The sequence below is a fragment of the Pseudomonas asiatica genome, from assembly GCF_009932335.1.
In the GTDB taxonomy this organism is placed as follows: Bacteria; Pseudomonadota; Gammaproteobacteria; order Pseudomonadales; family Pseudomonadaceae; genus Aquipseudomonas; species Aquipseudomonas asiatica.
The window spans coordinates 3,782,118-3,804,626 of the sequence record NZ_BLJF01000001.1 but is presented as its reverse complement, the minus strand read 5'-3'; the positions used below and the strand labels follow the sequence as shown (position 1 = coordinate 3,804,626).

General features: G+C 61.6%; 24 protein-coding genes. 7 read left to right on the top strand and 17 right to left on the bottom strand.

Annotation, left to right across the window (positions count from 1 at the left end):
* Nucleotides 1-75 precede the first annotated feature (75 nt).
* From glpD to GYA95_RS17660, 4 genes are all read right to left on the bottom strand, one after another.
* A complete protein-coding gene (gene glpD / locus GYA95_RS17675) occupies nucleotides 76-1,608 on the bottom strand; it encodes a glycerol-3-phosphate dehydrogenase (RefSeq protein ID WP_015271571.1) in 1,533 nt (510 codons plus the stop codon).
* A 252-nt stretch (nucleotides 1,609-1,860) separates the two neighbouring features.
* Nucleotides 1,861-2,616 carry a DNA-binding transcriptional repressor GlpR gene (gene glpR / locus GYA95_RS17670; RefSeq protein WP_015271570.1) on the bottom strand — a complete coding sequence of 252 codons (756 nt, stop codon included), beginning with the start codon at nucleotides 2,614-2,616 and terminating at the stop codon, nucleotides 1,861-1,863.
* A gap of 276 nt (nucleotides 2,617-2,892) precedes the next feature.
* Entirely contained in the window at nucleotides 2,893-4,392 is a 1,500-nt protein-coding gene (gene glpK, locus GYA95_RS17665) for a glycerol kinase GlpK (protein WP_015271569.1), read from the bottom strand.
* 51 nt (nucleotides 4,393-4,443) lie between these two features.
* Nucleotides 4,444-5,295 carry an MIP/aquaporin family protein gene (locus GYA95_RS17660; RefSeq protein WP_015271568.1) on the bottom strand — a complete coding sequence of 284 codons (852 nt, stop codon included), beginning with the start codon at nucleotides 5,293-5,295 and terminating at the stop codon, nucleotides 4,444-4,446.
* Nucleotides 5,296-5,599: 304 nt separating this feature from the next.
* On the opposite strand from GYA95_RS17660, the gene ybaK reads away from it, so the two are divergent.
* Complete coding sequence (gene ybaK, locus GYA95_RS17655) at nucleotides 5,600-6,070, top strand: Cys-tRNA(Pro) deacylase (RefSeq protein WP_015271567.1); 471 nt, start codon at nucleotides 5,600-5,602, stop codon at nucleotides 6,068-6,070.
* A gap of 121 nt (nucleotides 6,071-6,191) precedes the next feature.
* On the opposite strand, the gene GYA95_RS17650 is transcribed toward ybaK, so the two are convergent.
* Nucleotides 6,192-7,301, bottom strand: a complete 1,110-nt coding sequence (locus tag GYA95_RS17650) for an ABC transporter ATP-binding protein (protein WP_015271566.1) — start codon at nucleotides 7,299-7,301, stop codon at nucleotides 6,192-6,194.
* Complete coding sequence (gene argF / locus GYA95_RS17645; RefSeq protein WP_015271565.1) at nucleotides 7,298-8,218, bottom strand: ornithine carbamoyltransferase; 921 nt, start codon at nucleotides 8,216-8,218, stop codon at nucleotides 7,298-7,300. The genes GYA95_RS17650 and argF overlap by 4 nt, the downstream gene beginning before the upstream one ends.
* A 397-nt stretch (nucleotides 8,219-8,615) precedes the next feature.
* Here argF and GYA95_RS17640 point away from each other — a divergent pair, with 397 nt between their 5' ends.
* Entirely contained in the window at nucleotides 8,616-10,724 is a 2,109-nt protein-coding gene (locus GYA95_RS17640; protein ID WP_015271564.1) for a molybdopterin oxidoreductase family protein, read from the top strand.
* Nucleotides 10,725-10,815: 91 nt separating this feature from the next.
* The gene (gene grxD, locus GYA95_RS17635) at nucleotides 10,816-11,151 is read left to right on the top strand and encodes a Grx4 family monothiol glutaredoxin (protein WP_003254949.1); all 336 of its coding nucleotides are present in this window, start codon (nucleotides 10,816-10,818) and stop codon (nucleotides 11,149-11,151) included.
* A gap of 57 nt (nucleotides 11,152-11,208) precedes the next feature.
* Here the strand turns inward: grxD and bfr are convergent, their stop codons facing one another.
* Nucleotides 11,209-11,682: a bacterioferritin gene (bfr, locus tag GYA95_RS17630; protein ID WP_003258014.1), complete on the bottom strand. Its 474-nt coding sequence runs from the start codon at nucleotides 11,680-11,682 to the stop codon at nucleotides 11,209-11,211.
* Nucleotides 11,683-11,883: 201 nt separating this feature from the next.
* On the bottom strand, nucleotides 11,884-12,102 hold the full coding sequence (locus GYA95_RS17625; RefSeq protein ID WP_003254947.1) for a bacterioferritin-associated ferredoxin: 219 nt from the start codon (nucleotides 12,100-12,102) through the stop codon (nucleotides 11,884-11,886).
* Nucleotides 12,103-12,326: 224 nt separating this feature from the next.
* On the opposite strand from GYA95_RS17625, the gene GYA95_RS17620 reads away from it, so the two are divergent.
* Nucleotides 12,327-12,929, top strand: a complete 603-nt coding sequence (locus GYA95_RS17620) for a peroxiredoxin (RefSeq protein WP_003254945.1) — start codon at nucleotides 12,327-12,329, stop codon at nucleotides 12,927-12,929.
* Between the two features lie 159 nt (nucleotides 12,930-13,088).
* Here GYA95_RS17620 and rnt read toward each other — a convergent pair whose 3' ends face one another.
* Both rnt and pyrC read right to left on the bottom strand, forming a co-directional pair.
* On the bottom strand, nucleotides 13,089-13,700 hold the full coding sequence (gene rnt, locus GYA95_RS17615) for a ribonuclease T (protein ID WP_230388460.1): 612 nt from the start codon (nucleotides 13,698-13,700) through the stop codon (nucleotides 13,089-13,091).
* A gap of 59 nt (nucleotides 13,701-13,759) precedes the next feature.
* Complete coding sequence (gene pyrC, locus GYA95_RS17610) at nucleotides 13,760-14,806, bottom strand: dihydroorotase (RefSeq protein ID WP_015271562.1); 1,047 nt, start codon at nucleotides 14,804-14,806, stop codon at nucleotides 13,760-13,762.
* Between the two features lie 130 nt (nucleotides 14,807-14,936).
* On the opposite strand from pyrC, the gene GYA95_RS17605 reads away from it, so the two are divergent.
* Both GYA95_RS17605 and GYA95_RS17600 read left to right on the top strand, forming a co-directional pair.
* Complete coding sequence (locus GYA95_RS17605; RefSeq protein WP_015271561.1) at nucleotides 14,937-15,854, top strand: flagellar protein MotY; 918 nt, start codon at nucleotides 14,937-14,939, stop codon at nucleotides 15,852-15,854.
* A gap of 156 nt (nucleotides 15,855-16,010) precedes the next feature.
* Nucleotides 16,011-17,228, top strand: a complete 1,218-nt coding sequence (locus tag GYA95_RS17600; RefSeq protein ID WP_013973956.1) for an argininosuccinate synthase — start codon at nucleotides 16,011-16,013, stop codon at nucleotides 17,226-17,228.
* Between the two features lie 58 nt (nucleotides 17,229-17,286).
* On the opposite strand, the gene GYA95_RS17595 is transcribed toward GYA95_RS17600, so the two are convergent.
* A complete protein-coding gene (locus tag GYA95_RS17595) occupies nucleotides 17,287-17,769 on the bottom strand; it encodes a hypothetical protein (protein ID WP_015271560.1) in 483 nt (160 codons plus the stop codon).
* A gap of 362 nt (nucleotides 17,770-18,131) precedes the next feature.
* Between GYA95_RS17595 and GYA95_RS17590 the strand changes: the two genes are divergently transcribed.
* Complete coding sequence (locus tag GYA95_RS17590) at nucleotides 18,132-18,752, top strand: response regulator transcription factor (protein WP_015271559.1); 621 nt, start codon at nucleotides 18,132-18,134, stop codon at nucleotides 18,750-18,752.
* A 43-nt stretch (nucleotides 18,753-18,795) separates the two neighbouring features.
* On the opposite strand, the gene GYA95_RS27705 is transcribed toward GYA95_RS17590, so the two are convergent.
* From GYA95_RS27705 to GYA95_RS17565, 6 genes are all read right to left on the bottom strand, one after another.
* Entirely contained in the window at nucleotides 18,796-18,972 is a 177-nt protein-coding gene (locus GYA95_RS27705; RefSeq protein WP_003258006.1) for a PA3496 family putative envelope integrity protein, read from the bottom strand.
* 104 nt (nucleotides 18,973-19,076) lie between these two features.
* On the bottom strand, nucleotides 19,077-19,715 hold the full coding sequence (gene nth, locus GYA95_RS17585; RefSeq protein ID WP_013973953.1) for an endonuclease III: 639 nt from the start codon (nucleotides 19,713-19,715) through the stop codon (nucleotides 19,077-19,079).
* A 4-nt stretch (nucleotides 19,716-19,719) separates the two neighbouring features.
* Entirely contained in the window at nucleotides 19,720-20,244 is a 525-nt protein-coding gene (locus GYA95_RS17580; protein ID WP_015271558.1) for an Rnf-Nqr domain containing protein, read from the bottom strand.
* Nucleotides 20,237-20,839 carry an RnfABCDGE type electron transport complex subunit G gene (locus GYA95_RS17575; RefSeq protein ID WP_015271557.1) on the bottom strand — a complete coding sequence of 201 codons (603 nt, stop codon included), beginning with the start codon at nucleotides 20,837-20,839 and terminating at the stop codon, nucleotides 20,237-20,239. The genes GYA95_RS17580 and GYA95_RS17575 overlap by 8 nt, the downstream gene beginning before the upstream one ends.
* Entirely contained in the window at nucleotides 20,836-21,810 is a 975-nt protein-coding gene (locus tag GYA95_RS17570) for an RnfABCDGE type electron transport complex subunit D (protein WP_013973950.1), read from the bottom strand. The genes GYA95_RS17575 and GYA95_RS17570 overlap by 4 nt, the downstream gene beginning before the upstream one ends.
* Entirely contained in the window at nucleotides 21,807-22,355 is a 549-nt protein-coding gene (locus tag GYA95_RS17565) for an Rnf-Nqr domain containing protein (RefSeq protein WP_015271556.1), read from the bottom strand. Before GYA95_RS17565 ends, GYA95_RS17570 begins: the two co-directional genes overlap by 4 nt.
* Nucleotides 22,356-22,509 lie beyond the last annotated feature (154 nt).

Sequence of the window (22,509 nt, the reverse complement as noted above, 5' to 3'; positions counted from 1 at the left end):
TAATGTGGTTTGGCGGTAGTTACTGCTGCGTCGAATGGCCCGCTTGCGCCTGGCGCGTGTGGGCGGGCCGGGGAGTCACGCTGCCTGGGTGCGCGCCTGCTGCTCTTGTTGCAGGTAGTCTGCAAGCACCTGTTGTTCGCCCGCGCTGGTGAACAGGCCCAGCTTGGTGCGGCGCCAGAGAATGTCTTCAGCGCTGCAGGCCCATTCGTTGCTAGCGAGGTAGTCCACCTCTCGAGCGAACAACCCACCACCAATTGCCTGGCCCAGGTCTTCCGGCCCTTGCACGCCCTCCAGCAACTGCCATACACGGCTGCCATAGGTCAGCACCCAGCGCCTGGCGATATCGACCGGCAACCAGCCACAGCGCGCCAGCACCGCATCTACCAGAGCCTGCACCGTGGTCATTTGCTCACCACCAGGTAGCGGCGCGCCAGCGGTCCAGCTGCCGCGCATCTGTGGGAAGTGCGGCTTGAGCTCGGCCATCGCCGATTCGGCCAGTTTGCGGTAGGTGGTCAGCTTGCCACCGAATACCGACAGCAACGGCGCTTGCCCTTCACTGGCGGACAGCGCCAGGGTGTAGTCGCGGGTGACCGCGGACGGATTGTCCGATTCGTCGTTGCACAGTGGGCGCACGCCGGAATAGGTGTGCACGATGTCGCTGCGGCTGATCTGGTGGTTGAAATGGGCGTTGACCACTTTGAGCAGATAATCGGTTTCCTGCTCGGTGATCGCGACTTTGGCGGGGTCGCCGCTGTACTCGCGATCGGTGGTGCCGATCAGCGTGAAACGCTCCAGGTACGGGATGCAGAAGACGATGCGCTGGTCCTCGTTCTGCAGGATGTAGGCATGTTCGCCTTCGTACATGCGCGGCACGATGATGTGGCTGCCCTGGATCAGGCGGATGCCGTAGGGGGCATCGAGCTTGAGGTCGTCCTTGATGAAGCTGGCCACCCACGGCCCGGCGGCATTGACCAGGGCACGGGCGCGAATGGTCTGCAGGCGGCCGTCAGCGTGCTGCAACTCCACTTGCCACAGGCCATCCACACGCTCCGCGCGCAGGCAGCGAGTGCGGGTATGGATATGGGCACCTTTTTCCCGTGCGGCCATCGCATTCAGCACTACCAGGCGGGCATCGTCCACCGCGCAGTCGGCATATTCGAAGCCACGGCTGATTGCAGGCTTGAGCGGGTAACCCGGGCCGAAGCGCAGGCTGCGCGAAGCCCCCAGGCGCTTGCGCTTGCCCAGGTGATCGTAGAGGAACAGGCCGGCGCGAATCATCCAGGCCGGGCGCAAGTGCGGGCGGTGCGGCAGCACGAAGCGCATCGGCTTGACGATGTGCGGGGCTTTGGCCAGCAGCACTTCGCGCTCGGCCAGCGCTTCACGCACCAGGCGGAACTCGTAGTGCTCCAGGTAGCGCAGGCCGCCGTGGATCAGTTTGCTGCTGGCCGACGAGGTGTGCTGGGCCAGGTCGTCCTTTTCGCAGAGGAATACGTTGAGGCCACGCCCGGCGGCGTCGGCAGCGATGCCCACGCCATTGATGCCGCCGCCGATCACGGCGAGGTCATAGCAGTCGGCGACTGGGGGCTGGGACGAAACGGGCTGGGACACGGGCAAGGCCTCCTGGGGCTGTTCACATCGAATATGAACATTGATGTTCGTTTTCGAAAATACTAGCGCAACAGAAAGCTGGTCGCCAGTCAGTCTTCATAGAAAAAACTGATCAGATGACAATGAAATGAACATTTACGAAAGTTTTGGATGATCGGTTTGAAAGGTATCGCGCCTGTGAGATCGAGCGCGGCGCGGGCGACGCTCGATCTCACAGGCGCGACAAACCTTGCGGCATGCGCCTGTCAGCCCTCAAACCACCTCAAGCCGGATCTTGTACTGGTTCAGCAGCTGGGTGAGGGTGGGAGTTGGCGCCTGGTCGGTCACCAGGCAGTCGACCAGGCTGATCGAGCCCATGCGCACCATGGCGTTGCGCCCGAACTTGCTGGAGTCGGCGGCAAGGATCACTTGTCGGGCATTGGCGATGATTGCCTGGGATACCCGCACTTCCTGGTAATCGAAATCGAGCAGGCTGCCATCTTCGTCGATGCCGCTGATGCCCACCAGGGCGAAGTCGACCTTGAACTGGTTGATGAAGTCGACACTGGCCTGGCCGACGACGCCGCCATCACGGCGAACCGTGCCACCTGCCACCAGCACTTCGAAATCGTCCTTGGCGGCTAGGATCGCGGCCACGTGCAGGTTGTTGGTGATGACTTTCAGGTGGTTGTGGTTGAGCAGTGCCCGGGCGATGGATTCGGTGGTGGTGCCGATGTTGATGAACAGCGAGGCATGGTCGGGAATCTGCCGTGCCACGGCTTCGGCGATGCGTTGCTTTTCGTCGCGCATCTGATCGGCGCGCATGGCGTAGGCGGTGTTCTCGATGCTCGAGTCGTAGGCCGCGCCCCCGTGGTAGCGGCGTAGCAGATTGAGCTCGGCCAGCTGGTTGATATCACGGCGGATGGTTTGCGGTGTGACGACGAACAGCTGCGCCATTTCTTCGATACTGACGTAACCGCGTTCGCGCACCAGTTCGAGGATTTGTTGTTGGCGAGGGGGCAGATTCATGGGCGGTCCTTTGGGGCTGCCGGACAAATGCTGCAATGATGCCGTAGGACGCGGACTACGACCAGTAGACTATCGGGGCGGCGGCGGGGACAAATGCCCTGCATCGATTTTGTGGCCTGCGCTGGCGCTTCTTTGTAGGAGCGGCCTTGTGTCGCGAAAGGGCCGTGAAGCGGCCCCAGGATTTTCGCGTCATAGCAAATGCTGCTGGGGCCGCTTCGCGGCCCTTTCGCGACATAAGGCCGCTCCTACACGTGGTGTAGCGCCTGTCAGGTAGGATCAGGCCTCGTGATCTTCCCAGTCACGGGTACGGTCGACTGCCTTCTTCCAGCCTGCGTACAGCTTCTCTTTCTGCGTTTCATCCAGCTGCGGGCTGAACTCGCGCTCGATGATCGCCTTGTCGCGCAGTTCGTCCAGGCCGCTCCAGAAGCCACAGGCCAGGCCTGCCAGGTAGGCCGCCCCCAGCGCCGTGGTTTCGCGCATCTTCGGCCGCTCCACGCAGGTGCCGAGGATGTCGGCCTGGAACTGCATGAGGAAGTTGTTGGCCACCGCGCCGCCGTCCACGCGCAGCTCGGACAGGCGCTGGCCGCAATCCTGCTGCATTGCGTCAAGCACGTCGCGAGTCTGGTAGGCGATCGATTCCAGCGCGGCGCGGATGATGTGGTCCACCTTCACGCCACGGGTCAGGCCGAACAGTGCGCCACGGGCATACGGGTCCCAGTACGGGGCACCCAGGCCGGTGAAGGCAGGCACCAGGTATACGCCGTTGCTGTCCTTGACCTTGCTGGCGAAGTATTCGGTATCCAGTGCGTCGTTGACGATCTTCAGTTCGTCACGCAGCCACTGCACGGTGGAACCACCATTGAACACTGCACCCTCCAGCGCATAGGCCACTTCACCACGCGGGCCGCAGGCGATGGTGGTTAGCAGGCCATGGGACGACTTCACCGCCTGGTCACCGGTGTTCATCAGCAGGAAGCAGCCGGTGCCATAGGTGTTCTTGGCCTGGCCCGGTTCCACGCACATCTGGCCGAACAGTGCCGATTGCTGATCACCGGCGATACCGGCAATGGCGATACCGCTCTTGGTATGGCCGTAGACCTCGGAGGAAGGGCGTACCTCGGGCAGCATCTGCCGTGGGATGCCGAGGATTTCCAGGAGCTTGTCGTCCCACTGCAGGCTGTGGATGTTGAACATCAGCGTGCGCGAGGCGTTGGTGTAATCAGTGACATGCACCTTGCCGCCGGAGAACTTCCAGATCAGCCAGGTATCGATGGTGCCGAACAGCAGCTCGCCGCGCTCGGCGCGTTCGCGGGCACCCTCGACATTGTCGAGGATCCACTTCAGCTTGGTGCCGGAGAAGTATGGGTCGGTGACCAGGCCAGTGGTTTCGCGAATGTAGTCTTCATGGCCGTCGCGCTTGAGCTGGGCGCAGATCTCCGTGCTGCGGCGGCACTGCCAGACGATGGCATTGTACACCGGGCGGCCGGTTTCCTTGTCCCACACCACGGTGGTTTCACGTTGGTTGGTGATACCCAGTGCGGCGACCTGGGCGTGGCTGATGCCCGCCTGGGCCAAGGCCTCGACCATGGTCGCGCTCTGCGTGGCAAAGATTTCCATCGGGTCGTGCTCGACCCAGCCCGCCTGCGGGTAGTGCTGGGCGAACTCGCGCTGGGAGGTCCCCACCACATTGGCGTCGCGGTCGAAAATAATGGCCCGCGAACTGGTGGTGCCCTGGTCCAGGGCGATGATGTAGTTCTTATCCTGGGTGTCTGTCATGGTCGTAGGCCTTGCGAAAATAGGGGGTCAGGGCTGGGCGTGATGCCGGCGTCAGTTGACTTGAGTATCGCCCTGGCGATTGTCATTTGTCTCAGGGTTCACGGCGGCTGCCATTGGCAGGTTGCGTGCGATCAGGCCGCGATAGGTCGCGGCACCCAGGCAGGCGCCAAGGATCGGTGCGAACACCGGAACCAGGAAATAAGGCATGTCCCGACCGCCAGTGAAGGCGATTTCGCCCCAACCGGCCAGGAAGGTCATGAGTTTTGGCCCGAAATCGCGGGCCGGGTTCATGGCAAAGCCGGTCAACGGGCCCATGGCGCTGCCGATCACGGCGATCAGCAGGCCGATCAGCAGCGGGGCCATGGCGCCGCGCGGCAGGCCGTTGTTGTCGTCGGTCAGGGCCATGATCACGGCCATCAGGATGGCGGTGATGATCACCTCGACCAGAAACGCCTGGCCGGTGGACAGCGATGGGTGCGGATAGGTGGAGAAGACCGAGGCCAGTTCCAGGCTGGCTTCGCTACCGCGCAACATGGCGTGGGCCTGTTCGAAATCGAAGAACAGGTTGCTGTACAGGGTGTAGACCAACGCTGCGCCACAGAACGCGCCGCATACCTGGGCCAGCATGTAGAAGGGCAGCTTGCGCTTGTCGAAGCCGGCGAACAGTGTGAGGGCGATGCTCACCGCGGGGTTCAGGTGTGCGCCGGAAATACCGGCGGTGAGGTAGATCGCCATGCTGACGCCCACGCCCCAGATGATACTGATTTCCCAAAGGCCGAAGCTTGCGCCCGCGACCTTGAGCGCGGCGACGCAGCCGGTACCGAAAAAGATGAGCAGTGCAGTGCCCAGGAACTCGGCCAGGCATTGGCTGGAAAGCGTGGGTTGGCGTAGAGCAGTCGTCATGTATGACCTCGTTTTTTTTTGTTGTGAGGCGCGTGGCGCTCGACAGCAAAGCCCGGAGTCTATCCCCGTTGACCCGGGCAGATGTTGGGAAATGCACCTTAAAAGTGCACCATTTTATTCAGAAACGAAAAAATATAGACAAGAAACGCTGATGTCAAAGGTCGAAAGTGAACGGTCGGTCACGATCTGGATGCTGATTTCAGGTGCGGATCCGCGTACTAGAGCCGCGCAATTGCGGTGCGCTGGCTGCGGTGTGGGAATTGTCCTAAAGTAGCCGCCGAGCTGTCCCGACCGGAGCCCCCGCATGACCCCCGCCCTAGACTTGTTGAAGAAACACCGTGCCGAGCATCGTGTGCACAGTTACGAACATGACCCCAAATCGGCGTCATATGGCCTGGAAGCGGCGGAGAAACTTGGTCTCGACCCGCAGCAGGTGTTCAAGACCTTGCTGGCGAGCAGTGAGAAGGGTGAATTGCTGGTGGCGGTGGTACCTGTGGTGGGTACGCTCGACCTCAAGGCCCTGGCCCAGGCTGCCGGGGTGAAAAAGTGCGAGATGGCCGACCCGGCGTCGGCGCAGCGAGCCACGGGGTACCTGGTGGGCGGGATCAGCCCGCTGGGGCAGAAGAAGCGCCTGCGCACCTTCATCGATGACTCGGCGCAGAACTTTGCAACCATCCATGTCAGCGCCGGGCGGCGTGGGCTGGAGGTGGAGTTGGCGGCGGTGGTGCTGGCTGAGTACACCCAGGGCAAGTTTGCCGGGATTGGTCGGGGCTGAGATTTCTGGGGCTGCTTTGCAGCCCTTCGCGGCACAAGGCCGCTCCTACAGGGGGAATACGTACCCTTGTAGGAGCGGCCTTGTGTCGCGATGGGCCGCAGAGCGGCCCCAAAATTTCGAATCAGGTCGCCGAGCTGTACCGGCGAACGCCGTTGTCCTGCCGCGGCAACTGCGCCGCCACGCTGCCCGGCACCGGGAATAGCACCAGGTGATCGGCCTTGACCGCAATCCCCACATCCTCACCGACCTGACGGTCGTCATGGCTAGGGAAGATCGCCTCGAGCTGGCTGCCGGTCGGCAATTGCAGGCGGTACAGGGTCGATGCCCCAAGGAAGCTCTTGCCGACGATGTTCGCCTGCAGCGCACTGCCCGGTGCGTGGACGATATCGTCAGGGCGCAGCAGTACATCCACCGAGCTGCCCGGCGCCATGATGTAGGCACGGTTGCCGCGTAATTCACCCAGCTCGGTATTGACCGCCTCGTGGCTGATCATCTGCCCACGGATGAAATACCCCTGGCCAATGAAGCTGGCCACGAACGGCGTCTGCGGCTCGTGGTAAAGGTTGTAGGGCGTGTCCCACTGCTCCAGGCGGCCTTCCTTGAACACGCCAACCTGGTCGCTGACGGCAAAGGCTTCTTCCTGGTCATGGGTCACCAGGATGGCGCTGGTGCCGCGGCTCTTTAGAATGTCGCGAACCTCATGGCTCAAGCGCCGGCGCAGCTCTACGTCGAGGTTGGAAAATGGCTCGTCGAGCAGCAGCAGTTGCGGCTCCGGTGCCAGTGCACGGGCCAGGGCGACCCGTTGCTGCTGGCCGCCGGACAGTTCATGCGGGTAGCGCCCGCCCAGGCCGCCCAGCTTGACCAGCTCGAGCATCTCTTCGATGACCTCGGCCTGGCGGGGGTGCTTGGCGATGCCGAAGGCAACGTTCTGCGCCACGGTCAGGTGCGGGAACAGCGCGTAATCCTGGAACACCATGCCGATGCGGCGTTTTTCCGGGGCCAGTGTGAACCCGGCCCGGGAAATGACTTCCCCAGCCAACTGGATCTCGCCGTCGTGTATCGGTTCGAAACCGGCGATGGCGCGCAGGGTGGTGGTCTTGCCGCAACCGGATGAACCCAGCAGGCAACCGATGTCGCCTGCGTTCAGGTGCAGATTGAGGTTCTGAACGATGCGCTGGTCGCCATAGCCGCAGGCGAGGTTGCGCAGGTTGAGCAGTAGGGGTTGACTCATGCGTGGTGGTAAGCCGGTTCTACAAGGAATTCGAGAAGGGCCTTCTGTGCATGCAGGCGGTTTTCAGCCTGGTCCCAGGCGACCGAACGTGGGTCGTCGAGCAGGTCATGGCTGATTTCCTCACCACGGTGGGCTGGCAGGCAGTGCATGAACAGGGCGTCGGGTGCCGCCAGGTCGAGCAGCTCGCGGGTGACCTGGTAAGGCGCGAAATGCGCCAGGCGCCGTGCAGTTTCCTCCTCCTGACCCATGGAAGTCCAGACATCCGTGGTTACCAGATGGGCGCCGCGCACGGCTTCCTTCGGGTCACGCACGATCTGCACGTGGTCACCACCAATGGCCATGAAGCGTGGGTCCGGCTCGTAGCCTTCCGGGCAGGCAATGCGCAGCTGGAAGTCGAACTGCCTGGCTGCCTCGATGTACGAGTTGCACATGTTGAAGCCATCGCCGATCCAGGCGACGGTCTTGCCCTGGATCGAGCCGCGATGTTCGAGGAAGGTCTGCATGTCGGCCAGCAGCTGGCACGGGTGCGACTCGTCGGACAGCGCGTTGATCACCGGCACACGCGAGTTGGCGGCGAATTCGGTCAGGGTGCTGTGGGCGTGGGTACGGATCATCACCACGTCGAGCATGCTCGACAGCACGATGGCGCTATCGCTTATCGGCTCGCCACGGCCCAGCTGGGTGTCGCGCGGGGACAGGAAGATGGCCTGGCCGCCGAGCTGGATCATGCCTGCCTCGAATGACACGCGGGTACGGGTCGAGGACTTTTCGAAGATCATGCCCAGCACGCGGTTCTTCAGGGGCTCGAACAGCACGCCTCGCTTGCGCAGGTCCTTCAGCTCGATGCCGCGGCGGATCACACCGAGCAATTCGTCGGTGGTGAAGTCCAGCAGGGAGAGAAAGTGCCTAGCGCTCATGATTGACTACCTTATCTGCAACGGTATGCAGGTCGACCGTATGGTTTTTTTTGACAACGGGAGTGACCTGCGGCGTAAGCCGCACGGGGGCGGACGAAATAGGGAAAGGCGCAATACTATAAGTAAATGTCGCCTGAAGCCAAGAGGGGAAACAGCTGCCCAGTACCAAAGGGTGTTGCAAAGGGTGTCTTTACCCGACGGGCAGTGCTGTTTTTTATTTGCTACAGAGGTTTGTACACGGCTTGCCAGCAATTTGGCAAATGGCTGTCGCAAATCGTGTGCCTGATGTCGGCGGATTCACACCGCGAAGTGCGCTGGCCGGTGGCGGGGGCTGGGCGCATAGTCGATGTTCGACAACCTTCTACACATCCTCCACAACAACAAGGCAGAGGCGGCCATGACCAAGACCCTGCATCACCGTGCCTGTCACCTGTGCGAAGCGATCTGTGGGCTGAACATTGAAGTCAGCCATGACGACGATGGGCGGGCGCTGATCAGTTCGATCAAGGGCGACCCCCAGGACCCGTTCAGCCGCGGCCATGTCTGCCCAAAGGCCGTGGCCCTGCAGGACATCCAGAACGACCCCGACCGCCTGCGCCAACCGCACAAGCGGGTGGGCGAGCACTGGCAGGCCATCGGCTGGGACGAGGCCTTTGCCCTGGCCGCCGACAGGCTGTGGGCGATCCAGCAGGTCCATGGGCGCAATGCCGTGGCGGTGTACCAAGGCAACCCGAGCGTGCACAACTACGGCCTGATGACCCACAGCAACTACTTCCTGGGCCTGCTGAAAACCCGCAACCGCTTCTCTGCCACCTCGGTGGACCAGTTGCCGCAGCACCTGGTCAGCCACCTGATGTACGGCCATGGCCTGCTGCTGCCGATCCCGGACATCGACCAGACCGGTTTCATGTTGATCCTCGGCGGCAACCCGCTGGCCTCCAACGGCAGCATCATGACCGTGCCGGACGTGGAAAAACGCCTGAAAGCCCTGCAGGCCCGGGGTGGGCGCCTGGTGGTGGTGGACCCGCGGCGCAGCGAAACGGCGGCGATGGCCGACAGTCACCTGTTCATTCGCCCTGGAGGGGATGCGGCCTTGTTGTGTGGCTTGCTCAACACCCTGTTCACTGAAGGCCTGGCGCGCGGCTCGCACTTGCCGGTCATCGGCTTGCAGCAGGTGCGCGAAGCGATCGCGCCGTTCAGCGCGGAGGCCATGAGCGCGCACTGTGGCATTGCCGCGACAGACATTCGCCAGCTGGCAAGGGACTTTGCCGCGGCCGACAGGGCGGTGTGCTACGGCCGCATGGGGGTTTCGACCCAAGCCTACGGCACCCTTTGCCACTGGCTGGTGCAACTGATCAACCTGGTAACCGGCAACCTTGACCGTGAAGGCGGCGCGTTGTGCACCGAGCCTGCCGTCGACCTGGTAGCGACCACCTCGGGTGGCCATTTCAACGCCTGGCAGAGCCGGGTGTCGGGCTTGCCCGAGTACGGCGGCGAACTGCCCGTGGCGGCCTTGGCCGAGGAAATGCTGACGCCAGGCGAAGGGCAGGTGCGTGCGCTGGTGACGGTGGCTGGCAACCCCGTGCTCTCAACGCCCAATGGCCGCCAGCTGGATGTGGCGCTGGAGGGGTTGGAGTTCATGCTCAGCATTGACCTGTACATCAACGAAACCACCCGCCATGCCGACCTGATCCTGCCCTCCACCTCGGCGCTGGAAAACGACCATTACGACAGCACATTCAACTTGCTGGCCGTGCGCAACGTGACCCGCTTCAACCGGGCGATCCTGGCCAAGCCCGAAGGGGCATTGCATGACTGGGAGATTTTTGTCGGGCTGGCACAAGCGTTCGCCAAACGCGCCGAGCTGGAGTTGAAACCGACCTGGGCGCCAGCGCAGATGATCGACCTGGCCCTGCGCAAGGGGCGTTATGGTGAAACGACACCCTGGCAGCTTTCGCTGGCAGCGCTGGACGAGCACCCGCATGGCCTCGACCTGGGGCCATTGCGCGCCAACCTCGCTGCGCGCCTGACGACTGCCAGCAAGGCCGTCGAAGCGGCGCCCCAGGTGCTGCTGGATGACTTGGGGCGACTGGCGCAACAGGCTCCTCCGGTGCCGGGCGAACTGCTGCTGATCGGCCGTCGCCATGTTCGCAGCAACAATTCATGGATGCACAACTTTCATCGACTGGTGAAAGGCAAACCGCGCCATCAGTTGTTGATGCATCCGCAGGACCTGCAGCATCGTCAGTTGCAGGACGGCCAGCGAGTTCGTATCCGCTCGCGTACCGGGGATCTTGAAGTCGAGGTTCAGGCCTGCGAGGACATGATGCCCGGTGTAGTCAGCCTGCCCCATGGCTTCGGTCACTCTCGTCAAGGCGTGCACATGCAGATCGCCAAGGCGCAACCTGGGGTGAGTGCCAACGACCTCACCGATGAGCGCCTGCGTGATCAGGTTTCCGGCAACGCCGCCCTCAATGGCGTACCCGTGCAGGTAGAGGCCGCGTAAGGAATGGTAAGGCCGAGCATGCTGCTCGGCTTTCCGTTACAATGCGTCACCGTGCCGACGACCGCGTCGGAAAGTTCAGCCGAGGTGCTACATGGATATCATCGAAACGATCAAAGAGCAGATTGCCAACAACACCATTCTGCTTTACATGAAAGGCTCGCCGAATGCCCCGCAGTGTGGCTTCTCTGCGCGTGCATCGCAGGCCGTGATGGGTTGTGGCGAGAAGTTCGCCTACGTCGACATCCTGCAGAACCCGGAAATCCGTGCGAACCTGCCAAAATACGCCAACTGGCCGACCTTCCCGCAGCTGTGGGTAGCCGGTGAACTGGTCGGCGGCAGCGACATCATGCTGGAAATGTTCGAGAAGGGTGAGCTGCAGACCCTGATCAAGGAAGCGGCTGCCAAGGCCAAGGCTTCCGAGGCCTGAATTTCCGGCAAGCATGAAAAAACCCGCTGATCGCGGGTTTTTTCATGGGGCGAATATTTATTCTTCGCCCATCTGCGACTGCAGGTAGTTCTCGATACCAATCTTGTCGATCAGCCCCAGCTGGGTTTCCAGCCAGTCGATGTGCTCTTCCTCGGACTCGAGGATATCTTCGAGCATGTCACGCGAGCCAAAGTCGCCAGCGGTTTCGCAATGGGCGATGGCCGCTTTCAGGTCGACCAGGCCTTTCTGTTCGATCTTCAGGTCGCATTCGAGCATCTCTTTGGTGTGCTCGCCAATCAGCAGCTTGCCCAGGTCCTGGACGTTGGGGATGCCTTCGAGGAAGAGAATACGCTTGATCAGTTTGTCAGCGTGCTTCATCTCGTCGATGGATTCCTTGTACTCGTGCTTGCCGAGTTTGTTCAGGCCCCAATCTTCGTACATGCGTGCGTGCAGGAAGTACTGGTTGATCGCGACCAGCTCGTTTCCGAGGATCTTGTTGAGATGCTGGATGACGCTTACGTCGCCTTTCATGTCGGGTTCCTGCCCTGTAGAAGTGTGCCAATACAGTGAAGTTTGAGCCCGATACTTAGGTGTGTCAAACCTAAGTTCTTGAATAATAAGTGAAAATTAATGGAAATAAGAATGTTTGTGAACCGCGTTGGAGCGCTAACTTATTGAATTGCGGGCATAAAAAAACCGGACGCAAGGTCCGGTTCTTCGAATTCTTTGTTATCAGGCTGCGGTAAATTCCACGGGGTAGGGCAGGGCTGCCTGGCTGACCTGAAGCTCGGTCAGGGTCTCGCGGACCACCTGCTTGGCAACGCAGGCACATTTGCCGCACTGGCTGGCGACGTTTGTGGCGGCTCGCACTTCCTTGTAGCTGCAGCATCCTTCATAGATCGCATCGCGGATCTGTCCGTCGGTAACGCCGACACAAAGACACACATACATAAAGGCTGACCATCGTTGGTGGGCTCGATGGAGTGGAGCTTAATGTTAATGAGAATGCTTGTCAAAGGGGTTTCTGAAAGGGCCGTGCTTGAGCGACCGGCGGTTGCTTCGTCGTTGGAGTCGGCCTGTCACCAGAAGCCGTGTATGATGGACGGCCTTTGTTGGATGTCGGGCAAGCCCGTCTGGCCCGGCAAACGGTTTTTCACCCTCATCAGGAGATTACAATGAGCGTACTCGTTGGTAAGAAAGCCCCCGATTTCACCGTTCCGGCCGTGCTGGGCAACGGCGAGATCGTCGACAGCTTCAACCTGGCTTCGGCCATCAAGGGCAAGTACGGCCTGGTGTTCTTCTACCCGCTGGACTTCACCTTCGTCTGCCCGTCCGAGCTGATCGCCCTGGACAACCGCATCCCTGACTTCCAGGCGCGCAACGTGGAAGTGATCGGCGTGTCGATCGACTCGCACTTCACCCACAACGCCTGGCGTAACACCCCGGTCAACAACGGTGGTATCGGCCAGGTCAAGTACACCCTGGCTGCCGACATGACCCACGAAATCTGCAAGGCCTACGACGTCGAGTCCGAAGGCGGCGTAGCCTTCCGTGGCGCCTTCCTGATCGACACCAACGGTGTTGTTCGTTCGCAGATCGTCAACGACCTGCCACTGGGCCGCAACATGGACGAGCTGCTGCGCCTGGTCGACGCCCTGCAGTTCCACGAAGAGCACGGCGAAGTCTGCCCTGCCAACTGGAAAAAAGGCGACAAAGGCATGAACGCTTCGCCGGAAGGCGTTGCTGCCTACCTGAGCGAGAACGCTGGCAAGCTGTAATTGCCGCGTGCATGAAAAAACCGGCCCTTGTGGCCGGTTTTTTTGTGCCGTCCTGTGCCGGCCTTTTCGCGGGCTTGCCCGCTCCCACAGGAATAGCACAATGGCTGAGGCCACTGCAGTACCGGTGGGAGCGGGAATGCGCGCGAACGCTTTTGCAGATCAATCGTTGAAATCGCGCCAGCCGCCCATCTCTTTCCAGCGGTTGACGATGCCGCAGAACAGCTCGGCCGTCTTCTCGGTGTCATAGCGCGCCGAGTGCGCCTCACGTCCGTCGAAGTCGATGTCGGCGCTCTGGCAGGCCCGCGCCAGTACGGTCTGGCCATAAGCCAGGCCCGCCAGGGTAGCGGTGTCGAAGCTGGAGAACGGGTGGAACGGGTTGCGCTTCAGGTCATTGCGCGTCACCGCCGCATTGAGGAAGCCCAGGTCAAAGCTGCTGTTGTGGCCGACCAGGATCGCCCGCTTGCAACCATTGGCCTTGAGCGCCTTGCGTACGCCACGGAAGATGTCGGTCAGCGCACTTTCTTCGCTGACTGCCATACGCAGCGGGTGGTCCAGCTTGATCCCGGTGAATTCCAGCGCGGCCGCCTCGATGTTGGCGCCCTCGAATGGCTCCACGCGGTGGAAGTAGGTGTGCTCGGGGAACAGGAAGCCCTTTTCGTCCATGCCGATGGTGACTGCGGCAATTTCCAGCAGGGCATCGGTAGCGCTGTTGAAGCCGCCGGTTTCAACGTCTACCACTACCGGCAGATAGCCGCGGAAACGCTCGGCCATCGGATGGCGCGAGCCGCTGCTGCCTTGGGTGTCGAGGTCGTCTTCGTAGAGGTCTTCGCTCACGCGTTTTCCTCCAGCAGGCGCCAGCGCAGTTTTTCGCCGGCGCGCAGCGGGACTACGGTCTGCTCGCCAAACGGCAGGCTATCCGGGGCGGTCCATTCTTCGCGGACCAGGGTAATGGTGTCGGTGTTTGCCGGCAGGCCGTAGAACGCCGGGCCGTGCAGGCTGGCAAAGCCTTCCAGCTTGTCCAGCGCGTTACGCTGCTCGAACGCTTCGGCGTACATCTCGATGGCTGCGTAGGCGGTGTAGCAACCGGCGCAACCGCAGGCGGCTTCCTTGGCGTGTCGGGCGTGTGGGGCCGAGTCGGTACCCAGGAAGAACTTCGGGTTGCCGCTGGTGGCCGCATCCAGCAACGCCACCTGATGGGTGTTGCGCTTGAGGATCGGCAGGCAGTAGAAGTGCGGGCGAATGCCGCCAACCAGCATGTGGTTGCGGTTGTACAGCAGGTGCTGCGCGGTGATGGTCGCGCCGACGTTGGCCGGGGCCTCGGTGACGAACTGCGCGGCATCGCTGGTGGTGATGTGCTCGAACACCACCTTCAGTGTCGGGAAGCGCTCGACCACACGGCGCATATGCTCGTCGATGAAGCGCTTCTCGCGGTCGAACACGTCGATCTCGCTACGGGTCACTTCGCCATGCACCAGTAGCGGCATGCCAACTTCCGCCAGCGCCTCGATGGCCGGGAAGATGTTGTCGATGCTGGTCACGCCCGAGTCTGAATTGGTGGTGGCGCCAGCAGGGTACAGCTTGGCGGCATACACGAAACCGCTGGCCTTGGCCGCGCGGATGTCCTCGGGGCTGGTGCGGTCGGTGAGGTACAACACCATCAGCGGCTCGAAGCGGCTGCCAGCCGGGCGGGCGGCCAGGATGCGCTCACGGTAGGCGCCGGCCTCTACGGCATTGCGTACCGGCGGAACCAGGTTGGGCATGATGATGGCACGGGCGAAAGTACGCGCCACATCGCCAACGGTGTGGGGCAGGACGGCACCATCGCGCAGATGGATGTGCCAGTCGTCGGGACGCAGGAGGGTCAGGCGATCGGACATTGGGGATTCCAGGCGGGTCGAACTCAAGCCCCAATGCTACCGGAAAACCCTGGGTGGAGCACGGCTATCAAGTTTTCCGCCAGGCGTCCGATAGCCTGCAGGTAAGCCGTCAGAATTTGTGGAGCCGCCCGTGCGCCAGCGTTACCTAGCCCTGTTGACCCTGTTCGCCAGCCTGCCGGCCGGTGCGCTGACCTTCCAGACGCGCATGGAAAACATTGCCTGGAAGGTCGAGGGTGACCAGTTCGAATGCCGGCTGATCCAGCCGATCGACGGTTTCGGCAGTGGCGAGTTCGTGCGCCGCGCGGGCGAGCAACCGGTGTTCCAGTTGCGCTCGGACAGCAACGTACTGGGGGCGGGCACGGCCACATTGCTGGCAGCTGCTGCGCCGTGGCAGCCTGGGCGCAGCGACATCAATCTGGGCAGCGTGCGCATGGCCCGTACCGGGGTGTTGTTCAGTTCTTCCCAGGGCCAGGCCAGTCGCCTGATCAACGGCCTGCTCGATGGGCGCAGCACGGTGGTACGCAATTATGCCGGCGAGGCGGGCAGGCCGATGGAAGTGCGTGTGCTGCCGGTCAGCTTCGCCAAGGCCTACAACGACTATCAGGCCTGTGCCGGCAAGCTGCTGCCGATGAACTACGATCAGGTGCGTCAGACCCAGGTGGGCTTCCCCGGGGGAGGCTTCGAGCTGGATGGCGCGGCCAAGGCACGGCTGGACGTGATCCTCGACTACATCAAGGCTGACCCGACAGTTAACCATGTAGAGCTCAACGGCCACTCCGACAACAGTGGCAATCGCCTGACCAATCGCGACATGTCGCGCCGCCGGGCACTGGCGGTAGCCGACTACCTCAAGGCCCATGGCGTTCCGGAAGAGCAGATTACCGTGCGTTTCCATGGCGAGCGTTATCCATTGGCGAAGAACACCAATGCTGCCAACCGGGCGCGTAATCGTCGGGTGAATATCGAACTGGATCGGGTTGCGGTAATCGAGAAGCCGGTTGAGAAGCCTGTCGAAAAGGCCCCTGAGCCAACACCTGCCAAGTCCTGAAGGCTGCTCCCACACGGCATTTCATAATTTCCGACGGTAAGTCGCCCTTCCGAAACTTCTTGTCGCTTTGTCGTCAGAAGCTGTCGCCCCACTGTAAATTTATCCGTAACGTCGTTAGAATCGATCCCTTTCCGTACAACCCCGTGGAGTGATGGCATGGCGGACGTAAAAAAGGTCGTACTGGCGTATTCCGGCGGCCTTGATACTTCGGTGATTCTCAAGTGGCTGCAGGATACCTACAACTGCGAAGTGGTGACCTTCACCGCTGACCTGGGGCAGGGCGAAGAGGTCGAGCCGGCTCGTGCCAAGGCCCAGGCAATGGGCGTTAAAGAGATCTACATCGACGACCTGCGCGAAGAATTCGTGCGTGATTTCGTGTTCCCGATGTTCCGCGCCAACACCGTCTACGAGGGCGAGTACCTGCTGGGTACTTCCATCGCCCGTCCGCTGATCGCCAAGCGCCTGATCGAAATTGCCAACGAAACCGGCGCCGACGCCATTTCCCACGGCGCCACCGGCAAAGGCAACGACCAGGTGCGTTTCGAACTGGGTGCCTACGCGCTGAAGCCAGGCGTCAAGGTAATCGCCCCATGGCGTGAGTGGGACCTGCTGTCCCGCGAGAAGCTGATGGACTACGCCGAGAAGCACGGCATCCCGATCGAGCGCCACGGCAAGAAGAAGTCGCCGTACTCGATGGACGCCAACCTGCTGCACATCTCCTACGAAGGCGGTGTCCTGGAAGATACCTGGACCGAGCACGAAGAAGACATGTGGCGCTGGAGTGTCTCGCCTGAGAACGCCCCGGATCAGGCTACCTACATCGAGCTGACCTACCGCAACGGTGACATCGTTGCCATCGACGGTGTCGAGAAGACTCCGGCCACCGTCCTGGCCGACCTGAACCGTATCGGTGGTGCCAATGGCATCGGCCGTCTGGATATCGTCGAGAACCGTTACGTCGGCATGAAGTCGCGCGGTTGCTACGAGACCCCTGGTGGCACCATCATGCTCAAGGCCCACCGTGCCATCGAGTCGATCACCCTGGACCGCGAAGTCGCTCACCTGAAGGATGAGCTGATGCCGAAGTACGCCAGCCTGATCTACACCGGCTACTGGTGGAGCCCGGAGCGTCTGATGCTGCAACAGATGATCGACGCTTCGCAGGTCAACGTGAACGGCGTGGTACGCCTGAAGCTGTACAAGGGCAACGTCACCGTTGTCGGCCGCAAGTCGGACGACTCGCTGTTCGACGCCAACATCGCTACCTTCGAGGAAGATGGCGGCGCCTACAACCAGGCGGATGCAGCTGGCTTCATCAAGCTCAACGCCCTGCGTATGCGCATTGCTGCCAACAAGGGCCGCTCGCTGCTCTGATTACCGTCATGTGCGGCAAGAACCCCGGCTCAGGCCGGGGTTTTTTTTGTCCGTGGAATCAATGGCCGTCGTTCGCCACCTGTTCATCAAGCGCGCTGATCGATAGTTGCGCGCACTGGCGTCTGTCCAGGTTGCAAAAGCGCCAGGTGCGAGATTGCTGAGGCGGTTGGGCGAGGGCGGACAGCAATTGCTGCTCCATCATGCGATAGGCATCGGGGCCGGAAAACATGAACGTGACAGGCTCGCCCTGCAGCGCTTCGCCGGTACTACCGGGCATTGCATGCTTGGACACATCACTCGGTGTCGATGTGTTGTCGTTTGTCGTCCTGTTTGGCGACGGGTCGTAGAACGACTTGTAATTGAAGTTGAGCGTGAGGAAGAACAGTGCCGTCAGGAAGAATGGGAAGCCCACCAGAAACCAAGTATAGAGCTTTTGACTGGACTCGCTGAGAAACGGCAATGTGGCAAGGGCGGAGGCTTCGATAATCCCTGCGAAGATGGCAATGATCGTCAGCGGGGCGACAGGTTGTACTTGGTGCATATGGGTCGTCTCCAGCGATTTTGCATATCTTTGCCTTACCGCGCTGCTCAACTAAAGACTGGATTGTTTCCCGTGAGAATAATCGCTCGAAATCCTGGTGATGTTGCCTGTTCAGGCATTTGAATTGAACATTTCCCGAGGTATCGGCCGGTTTTCAACTGGTGCACTTTTACAGGCCGGTGATACCGTTCATTCGGTAACAGGGAATTTGATTGTTACAAGTACATCAGTTGAGTGTAGGAAATTTCTGTAAGTGTTGTAGGTTCCATCTGTTCATATATTTCGCCGGTAAATCACCGCGCCAGCAGGCGCTCTGTAGGTTATCTTGGCGGGCCAAAGCAAAAGCAATGAATGGATATCGCATGAATAAAGTGCTTATCGTGGATGATCATCCGGTCATACGCCTGGCCGTACGCATGCTGATGGAGCGGCATGGGTATGACGTCGTGGCGGAAACCGACAACGGAGTGGCTGCGCTGCAACTGACACGGCAACACCTGCCGGATATCGTGGTGCTCGATATCGGCATCCCCAAGCTGGATGGCCTGGAAGTAATCACCCGCATGACGGCCTTCAGCCCGGGCAGCAAGGTGCTGGTGCTGACATCGCAGGCCCCCGGCAACTTCTCGATGCGCTGCATGCAGGCGGGGGCGGCGGGGTATGTGTGCAAGCAGCAGGAACTCACCGAACTGCTGAGCGCCATCAAGGCCGTACTGTCGGGCTACAGCTACTTCCCCAACCAGGCCCTGCACGTATCACGTGGAAGGGGGGGGAGCGAGACGGATATGGTCAACCGCCTCTCGGCAAGGGAGATGACCGTGTTGCAGCAGCTGGCGCGAGGGCGTTCCAACAAGGAAATTGCCGACAGCATGTTCCTCAGCAACAAGACGGTCAGTACCTACAAGTCGCGCCTGTTGCTCAAGCTCAATGCACGGTCGCTGGTCGACTTGATCGAGCTGGCGCAACGGCAAGGGTTAAGCTGATCACCAAGGCCGTAAAGCCTCCAGCCAGGAGGCTTTGCCAAGGTTACAGATCGTAGTCGAAGTCGGCCAACTGCTTCTGCAGGCGCCTTTCCTCCAGCATATTGTCGATGGTGCGGCGCTTGCTCAGGTTGGTCTTTGCGGTTTCCACCTGGGGTTCCGCTTCGTCATCTGCGGCAACAAAATCATCTTCGATCGACAGGTCGTCTTTATCGCTACTCATGAGTCGCTCCAAGCCAAGGGGCCATTGGCCGTCCTTATAACCAGAAAGCAGACGCTGGTAAAAAAGATTTTTTCAATCGCAGTGGGTGGTTTCGAGCTATCGACTCAATCGTCGGAGGTCTTGTGCTTGTACTCGCACAAGTCTTCAATCCGGCAACTGCCGCAGCGTGGCTTGCGTGCCTGGCACACATAGCGCCCGTGCAGGATCAGCCAGTGGTGGGCGTCGAGCAGGTAATCCTTTGGCACGAACTTGATCAGCTTTTTCTCCACTTCCAGCACCGTCTTGCCTGGCGCAATGCCCGTACGGTTGCTGACCCGGAAGATATGGGTATCCACGGCCATGGTCGGCTGGCGGAACGCTGTGTTGAGCACTACGTTGGCGGTCTTGCGGCCAACGCCGGGTAGCGCCTCCAGGGCTTCGCGTGTCTGCGGGACCTGGCTGTCATGGCGTTCGATCAGCAGCCGGCAGGCTTCGATAACGTTTTTCGCCTTGCTGTTGTACAAGCCAATGGTCTTGATGTACTCACTCAGGCCTTCGACGCCCAGCGCATAGATGGCCTCGGGGGTGTTGGCGACCGGGAACAGGCGTGCGGTAGCCTTGTTGACGCCGACATCGGTGGATTGCGCAGACAGTGTCACGGCGACCAGCAACTCGAACGGGGTGGTGTACGCCAGTTCGGTCTTCGGGTCGGGGTTGTCTTCGTGCAGCCTGCGAAAGATCTCCAGGCGTTTGGCGGCATTCATGAAATCAGAGCTTTCCTTGATGACGTGATTGGGCAGGGCCCGGACGCAGACGATTGTACAAGGCCAACAGCAGTCCGAGCAGTAGCAAGGCGCCCGGGGCCAGGCTGGCCAGGTGCAGGCCGATACCGTCGGCCAGCCATTGGCGGCTGGCACCAAGCAGCAGGCATGTGGCAAACAACGCGCAAAGGTGGCCGGCGAGCAGGCGCCAGCGCCCTTGATCGGGCAGCAGGTAGTCAATGGCCAGGCATTGCAGGCACAGCAGTGCGGGATAGTGGCCGAGGGCGAGTGCCAGTGGCAGCAGCCAGGCACGCAGTGCCAGTTGCAAGCAACTGGCCAGGGCCGCCAGAACCAGCAGGCTGGCCAGTACATAGGTCCAGGTGGCGGACCGTCGGCGCAGGGGTGCCATTGATAGCTGGTGAAGGCTGCTCAGCAGCACTGCGCACACGCCTATGGTGGCGCCTTCGCTCAGTGTTCGGGTGGCGCCCAGCAGAGGCACCAGGCTTGCGCCGAGCAGGTAGAGCCTATTCATGCGTGGCGCCCTCCAGCAATACGCTGCGCTGCTCATCGAAGTAGCTCAGCGCTTCCTGTAGCGCGACGATCACTGCACGTGAGGTCACGGTTGCGCCGGCCAACTGGTCAAAGTCGCCCTGGTCGCGCTTCAGCGCCCAGTGGTCGCCCAGCTGACGGTTGGCAAATTGCCCCAGCCAGTTCAGCTGCGCATCACCCAGGCGTGCACCCAGCCCAGGGCTTTCCTGGTGCTCGACCACCTGGCTGCCGATCAGTCGGCCGTCCGCTGCGATGGCCACGCTCAACACGATAGGCCCGGCATAGCCCTGGGCCTTTGTGACCAGTATGACGGCGGCCGGTTTACCCGCCAGCGTTGCCCGGTAAGCTGCCAGGATGCGGCTGTTTGGCCGCTGTGCGGCGGGCCTGGGCAACGGGCTGTCCAAAGGTTGGTTGTCGTAACTGCCTTCTGGCAACACCGCCAGCCGCTGGCGGCTATTCAGTTGCTTCTCGGCGTCGGCGATGGCTGCGCTGGTCCAGTGCCGCCAGGCCAAAGTGGTCGACAGCGCCAGTGCTCCGGTCAGGAGCAACAAACCCACATCACGTACCAGGCGCTTCATCGGGCAACCTGCTGGCGCTGCAGAGCCAGGCGTTCGAGGCTCGGCGCCATGAGGTTCATGAGCAGGACGGCGAACGCTGTACCGTCCGGGTAGCTACCCCAGGTGCGGATCAGATAGATCAGCAGGCCCGCCCCCAGGCCGAAACCCAGCTTCGCCCACTCCTGCCGGGGCCCGGACACCGGTTCGGTGGCAATGAAGAACGCCGCCATCATTGTCGAGCCGGAGAACAGGTGCACCAGGGGAGAGCCGTTGGAGTCCGAGCCCGAGCCATTCCAGCCCAGCAGGCTGAACAGGAACAACCCAGCCAGCAGACCGGCCGGCGCATGCCAACTGATAACCTTGCGTTGCAGCAGGAACAGGCCGCCCAGCAGGAACGCCAGGTTGACCCATTCGCTGCCCCGTCCACCGATGCTGCCGAAACCCGGGTGACCGGCGAACAGTTCATCGATGGTCAGGCTGTGGTTGTGGCGAAGGCCGTCGAGCAGCGTCGGCCTGGCCCAGGCATCGATCTGCTCGCCGCCGGCGAACACCAGCTGCAGGCTGTCGAGCAGGCCTGGTGCCGGCCCCGGCCAATGGTTCATCTGCAACGGGAAGCTCAGCAGCACGAAGGCGTAGCCGACCATGGCCGGGTTGAACAGGTTGCGCCCAACCCCGCCAAAGGCCTGCTTGCCGATGCCGATGGCAACGCTGGTAGCGACCACCGGCAACCACCAGGGTGCCAAGGTGGGCAGGGCGGCGGCCAGAAGCACGGCGGTCACCAGCGCGCTGCCGTCGTTCAGCGCCGTGCGCAGCGGTTGTGCTCGCAAGGTAAGCAACAGCGCCTCGCACAGCAGCGCGGTGCTGGCGCACAGCAACAGGTTCAGTAGCAAACTCCAGCCATGAAGCCAGAACAGCGCCAGCAGGCCAGGTACGCAGGCCAGCAACACCAGGCCCATGCTGGTGCGTAGCCGCGGGTCGGGCTTGGCGGTCATTGGGCAAACAGCCCGTTGAAGCCGGAAAACGCCATGGCCATTACTCCGGCCCCAAGCAGTTCGATGGGCAGGCCGCGCATTGCCCCGGGGACGTCGGCATGAGCGCTGCGCTGGCGCAGGTCGGCGAACAGCACCAACGCCAGCCAGAAGCCGCCGCCGGCCAGCAGGCCTTGCAGCAAGGTAGCGAGCCATGTGCTTTCGTCGCTTGCCTGTTGCAGGGTCAAGCCCAGTACTACCGCGTTGCTCAACAGCAGCGCGGGCAGTTGCGTCACCGGCCAGCTCGGGCGCCATCTTGTCAGTAGCCATGGTACGCCCCAGGCAAGCACGGCCAGCCAGGGCAACAACAGGAACAGGGCAAGGTCCTGGGCTTGCAGTGGGGCAAGCACCCCGCGCACCAGTAGTTGTGCGCCGATCACGCCCAAGGCAATGCACAGTGCGCAGGCGAGGCCGTGCACGTGGAGGTGCAGCCTTGGGAATGGCTGTTGTTGCAGGCACAGGTGATTGACCAGCGCAGCGCTGATCAGTACCAGGATGTAGTCGCTCATGAGATGACGATAGCCGGGAATCGGGGCGATTGTCCGGGTTTGGCATCAAGGTGCCGGAGTCATTGTGAGAGCGGGCGTGCCCGCGAGCACCGGCAACGCCAGTGCCATGCACCGCGTAGTCAGTTTCGCGGGCACGCCCGCTCCCACAAGGTCC

Coding starts and splice junctions, on each gene's coding strand:
- glpR (WP_015271570.1), bottom strand. CDS start 2,616: ATGAATCTGCCCCCTCGCCAACAACAAATCCTCGAACTGGTGCGCGAA.
- glpK (WP_015271569.1), bottom strand. CDS start 4,392: ATGACAGACACCCAGGATAAGAACTACATCATCGCCCTGGACCAGGGC.
- GYA95_RS17660 (WP_015271568.1), bottom strand. CDS start 5,295: ATGACGACTGCTCTACGCCAACCCACGCTTTCCAGCCAATGCCTGGCC.
- ybaK (WP_015271567.1), top strand. CDS start 5,600: ATGACCCCCGCCCTAGACTTGTTGAAGAAACACCGTGCCGAGCATCGT.
- GYA95_RS17650 (WP_015271566.1), bottom strand. CDS start 7,301: ATGAGTCAACCCCTACTGCTCAACCTGCGCAACCTCGCCTGCGGCTAT.
- argF (WP_015271565.1), bottom strand. CDS start 8,218: ATGAGCGCTAGGCACTTTCTCTCCCTGCTGGACTTCACCACCGACGAA.
- GYA95_RS17640 (WP_015271564.1), top strand. CDS start 8,616: ATGACCAAGACCCTGCATCACCGTGCCTGTCACCTGTGCGAAGCGATC.
- grxD (WP_003254949.1), top strand. CDS start 10,816: ATGGATATCATCGAAACGATCAAAGAGCAGATTGCCAACAACACCATT.
- bfr (WP_003258014.1), bottom strand. CDS start 11,682: ATGAAAGGCGACGTAAGCGTCATCCAGCATCTCAACAAGATCCTCGGA.
- GYA95_RS17625 (WP_003254947.1), bottom strand. CDS start 12,102: ATGTATGTGTGTCTTTGTGTCGGCGTTACCGACGGACAGATCCGCGAT.
- GYA95_RS17620 (WP_003254945.1), top strand. CDS start 12,327: ATGAGCGTACTCGTTGGTAAGAAAGCCCCCGATTTCACCGTTCCGGCC.
- rnt (WP_230388460.1), bottom strand. CDS start 13,700: ATGGCCGAGCGTTTCCGCGGCTATCTGCCGGTAGTGGTAGACGTTGAA.
- pyrC (WP_015271562.1), bottom strand. CDS start 14,806: ATGTCCGATCGCCTGACCCTCCTGCGTCCCGACGACTGGCACATCCAT.
- GYA95_RS17600 (WP_013973956.1), top strand. CDS start 16,011: ATGGCGGACGTAAAAAAGGTCGTACTGGCGTATTCCGGCGGCCTTGAT.
- GYA95_RS17595 (WP_015271560.1), bottom strand. CDS start 17,769: ATGCACCAAGTACAACCTGTCGCCCCGCTGACGATCATTGCCATCTTC.
- GYA95_RS17590 (WP_015271559.1), top strand. CDS start 18,132: ATGAATAAAGTGCTTATCGTGGATGATCATCCGGTCATACGCCTGGCC.
- GYA95_RS27705 (WP_003258006.1), bottom strand. CDS start 18,972: ATGAGTAGCGATAAAGACGACCTGTCGATCGAAGATGATTTTGTTGCC.
- nth (WP_013973953.1), bottom strand. CDS start 19,715: ATGAATGCCGCCAAACGCCTGGAGATCTTTCGCAGGCTGCACGAAGAC.
- GYA95_RS17580 (WP_015271558.1), bottom strand. CDS start 20,244: ATGAATAGGCTCTACCTGCTCGGCGCAAGCCTGGTGCCTCTGCTGGGC.
- GYA95_RS17575 (WP_015271557.1), bottom strand. CDS start 20,839: ATGAAGCGCCTGGTACGTGATGTGGGTTTGTTGCTCCTGACCGGAGCA.
- GYA95_RS17570 (WP_013973950.1), bottom strand. CDS start 21,810: ATGACCGCCAAGCCCGACCCGCGGCTACGCACCAGCATGGGCCTGGTG.
- GYA95_RS17565 (WP_015271556.1), bottom strand. CDS start 22,355: ATGAGCGACTACATCCTGGTACTGATCAGCGCTGCGCTGGTCAATCAC.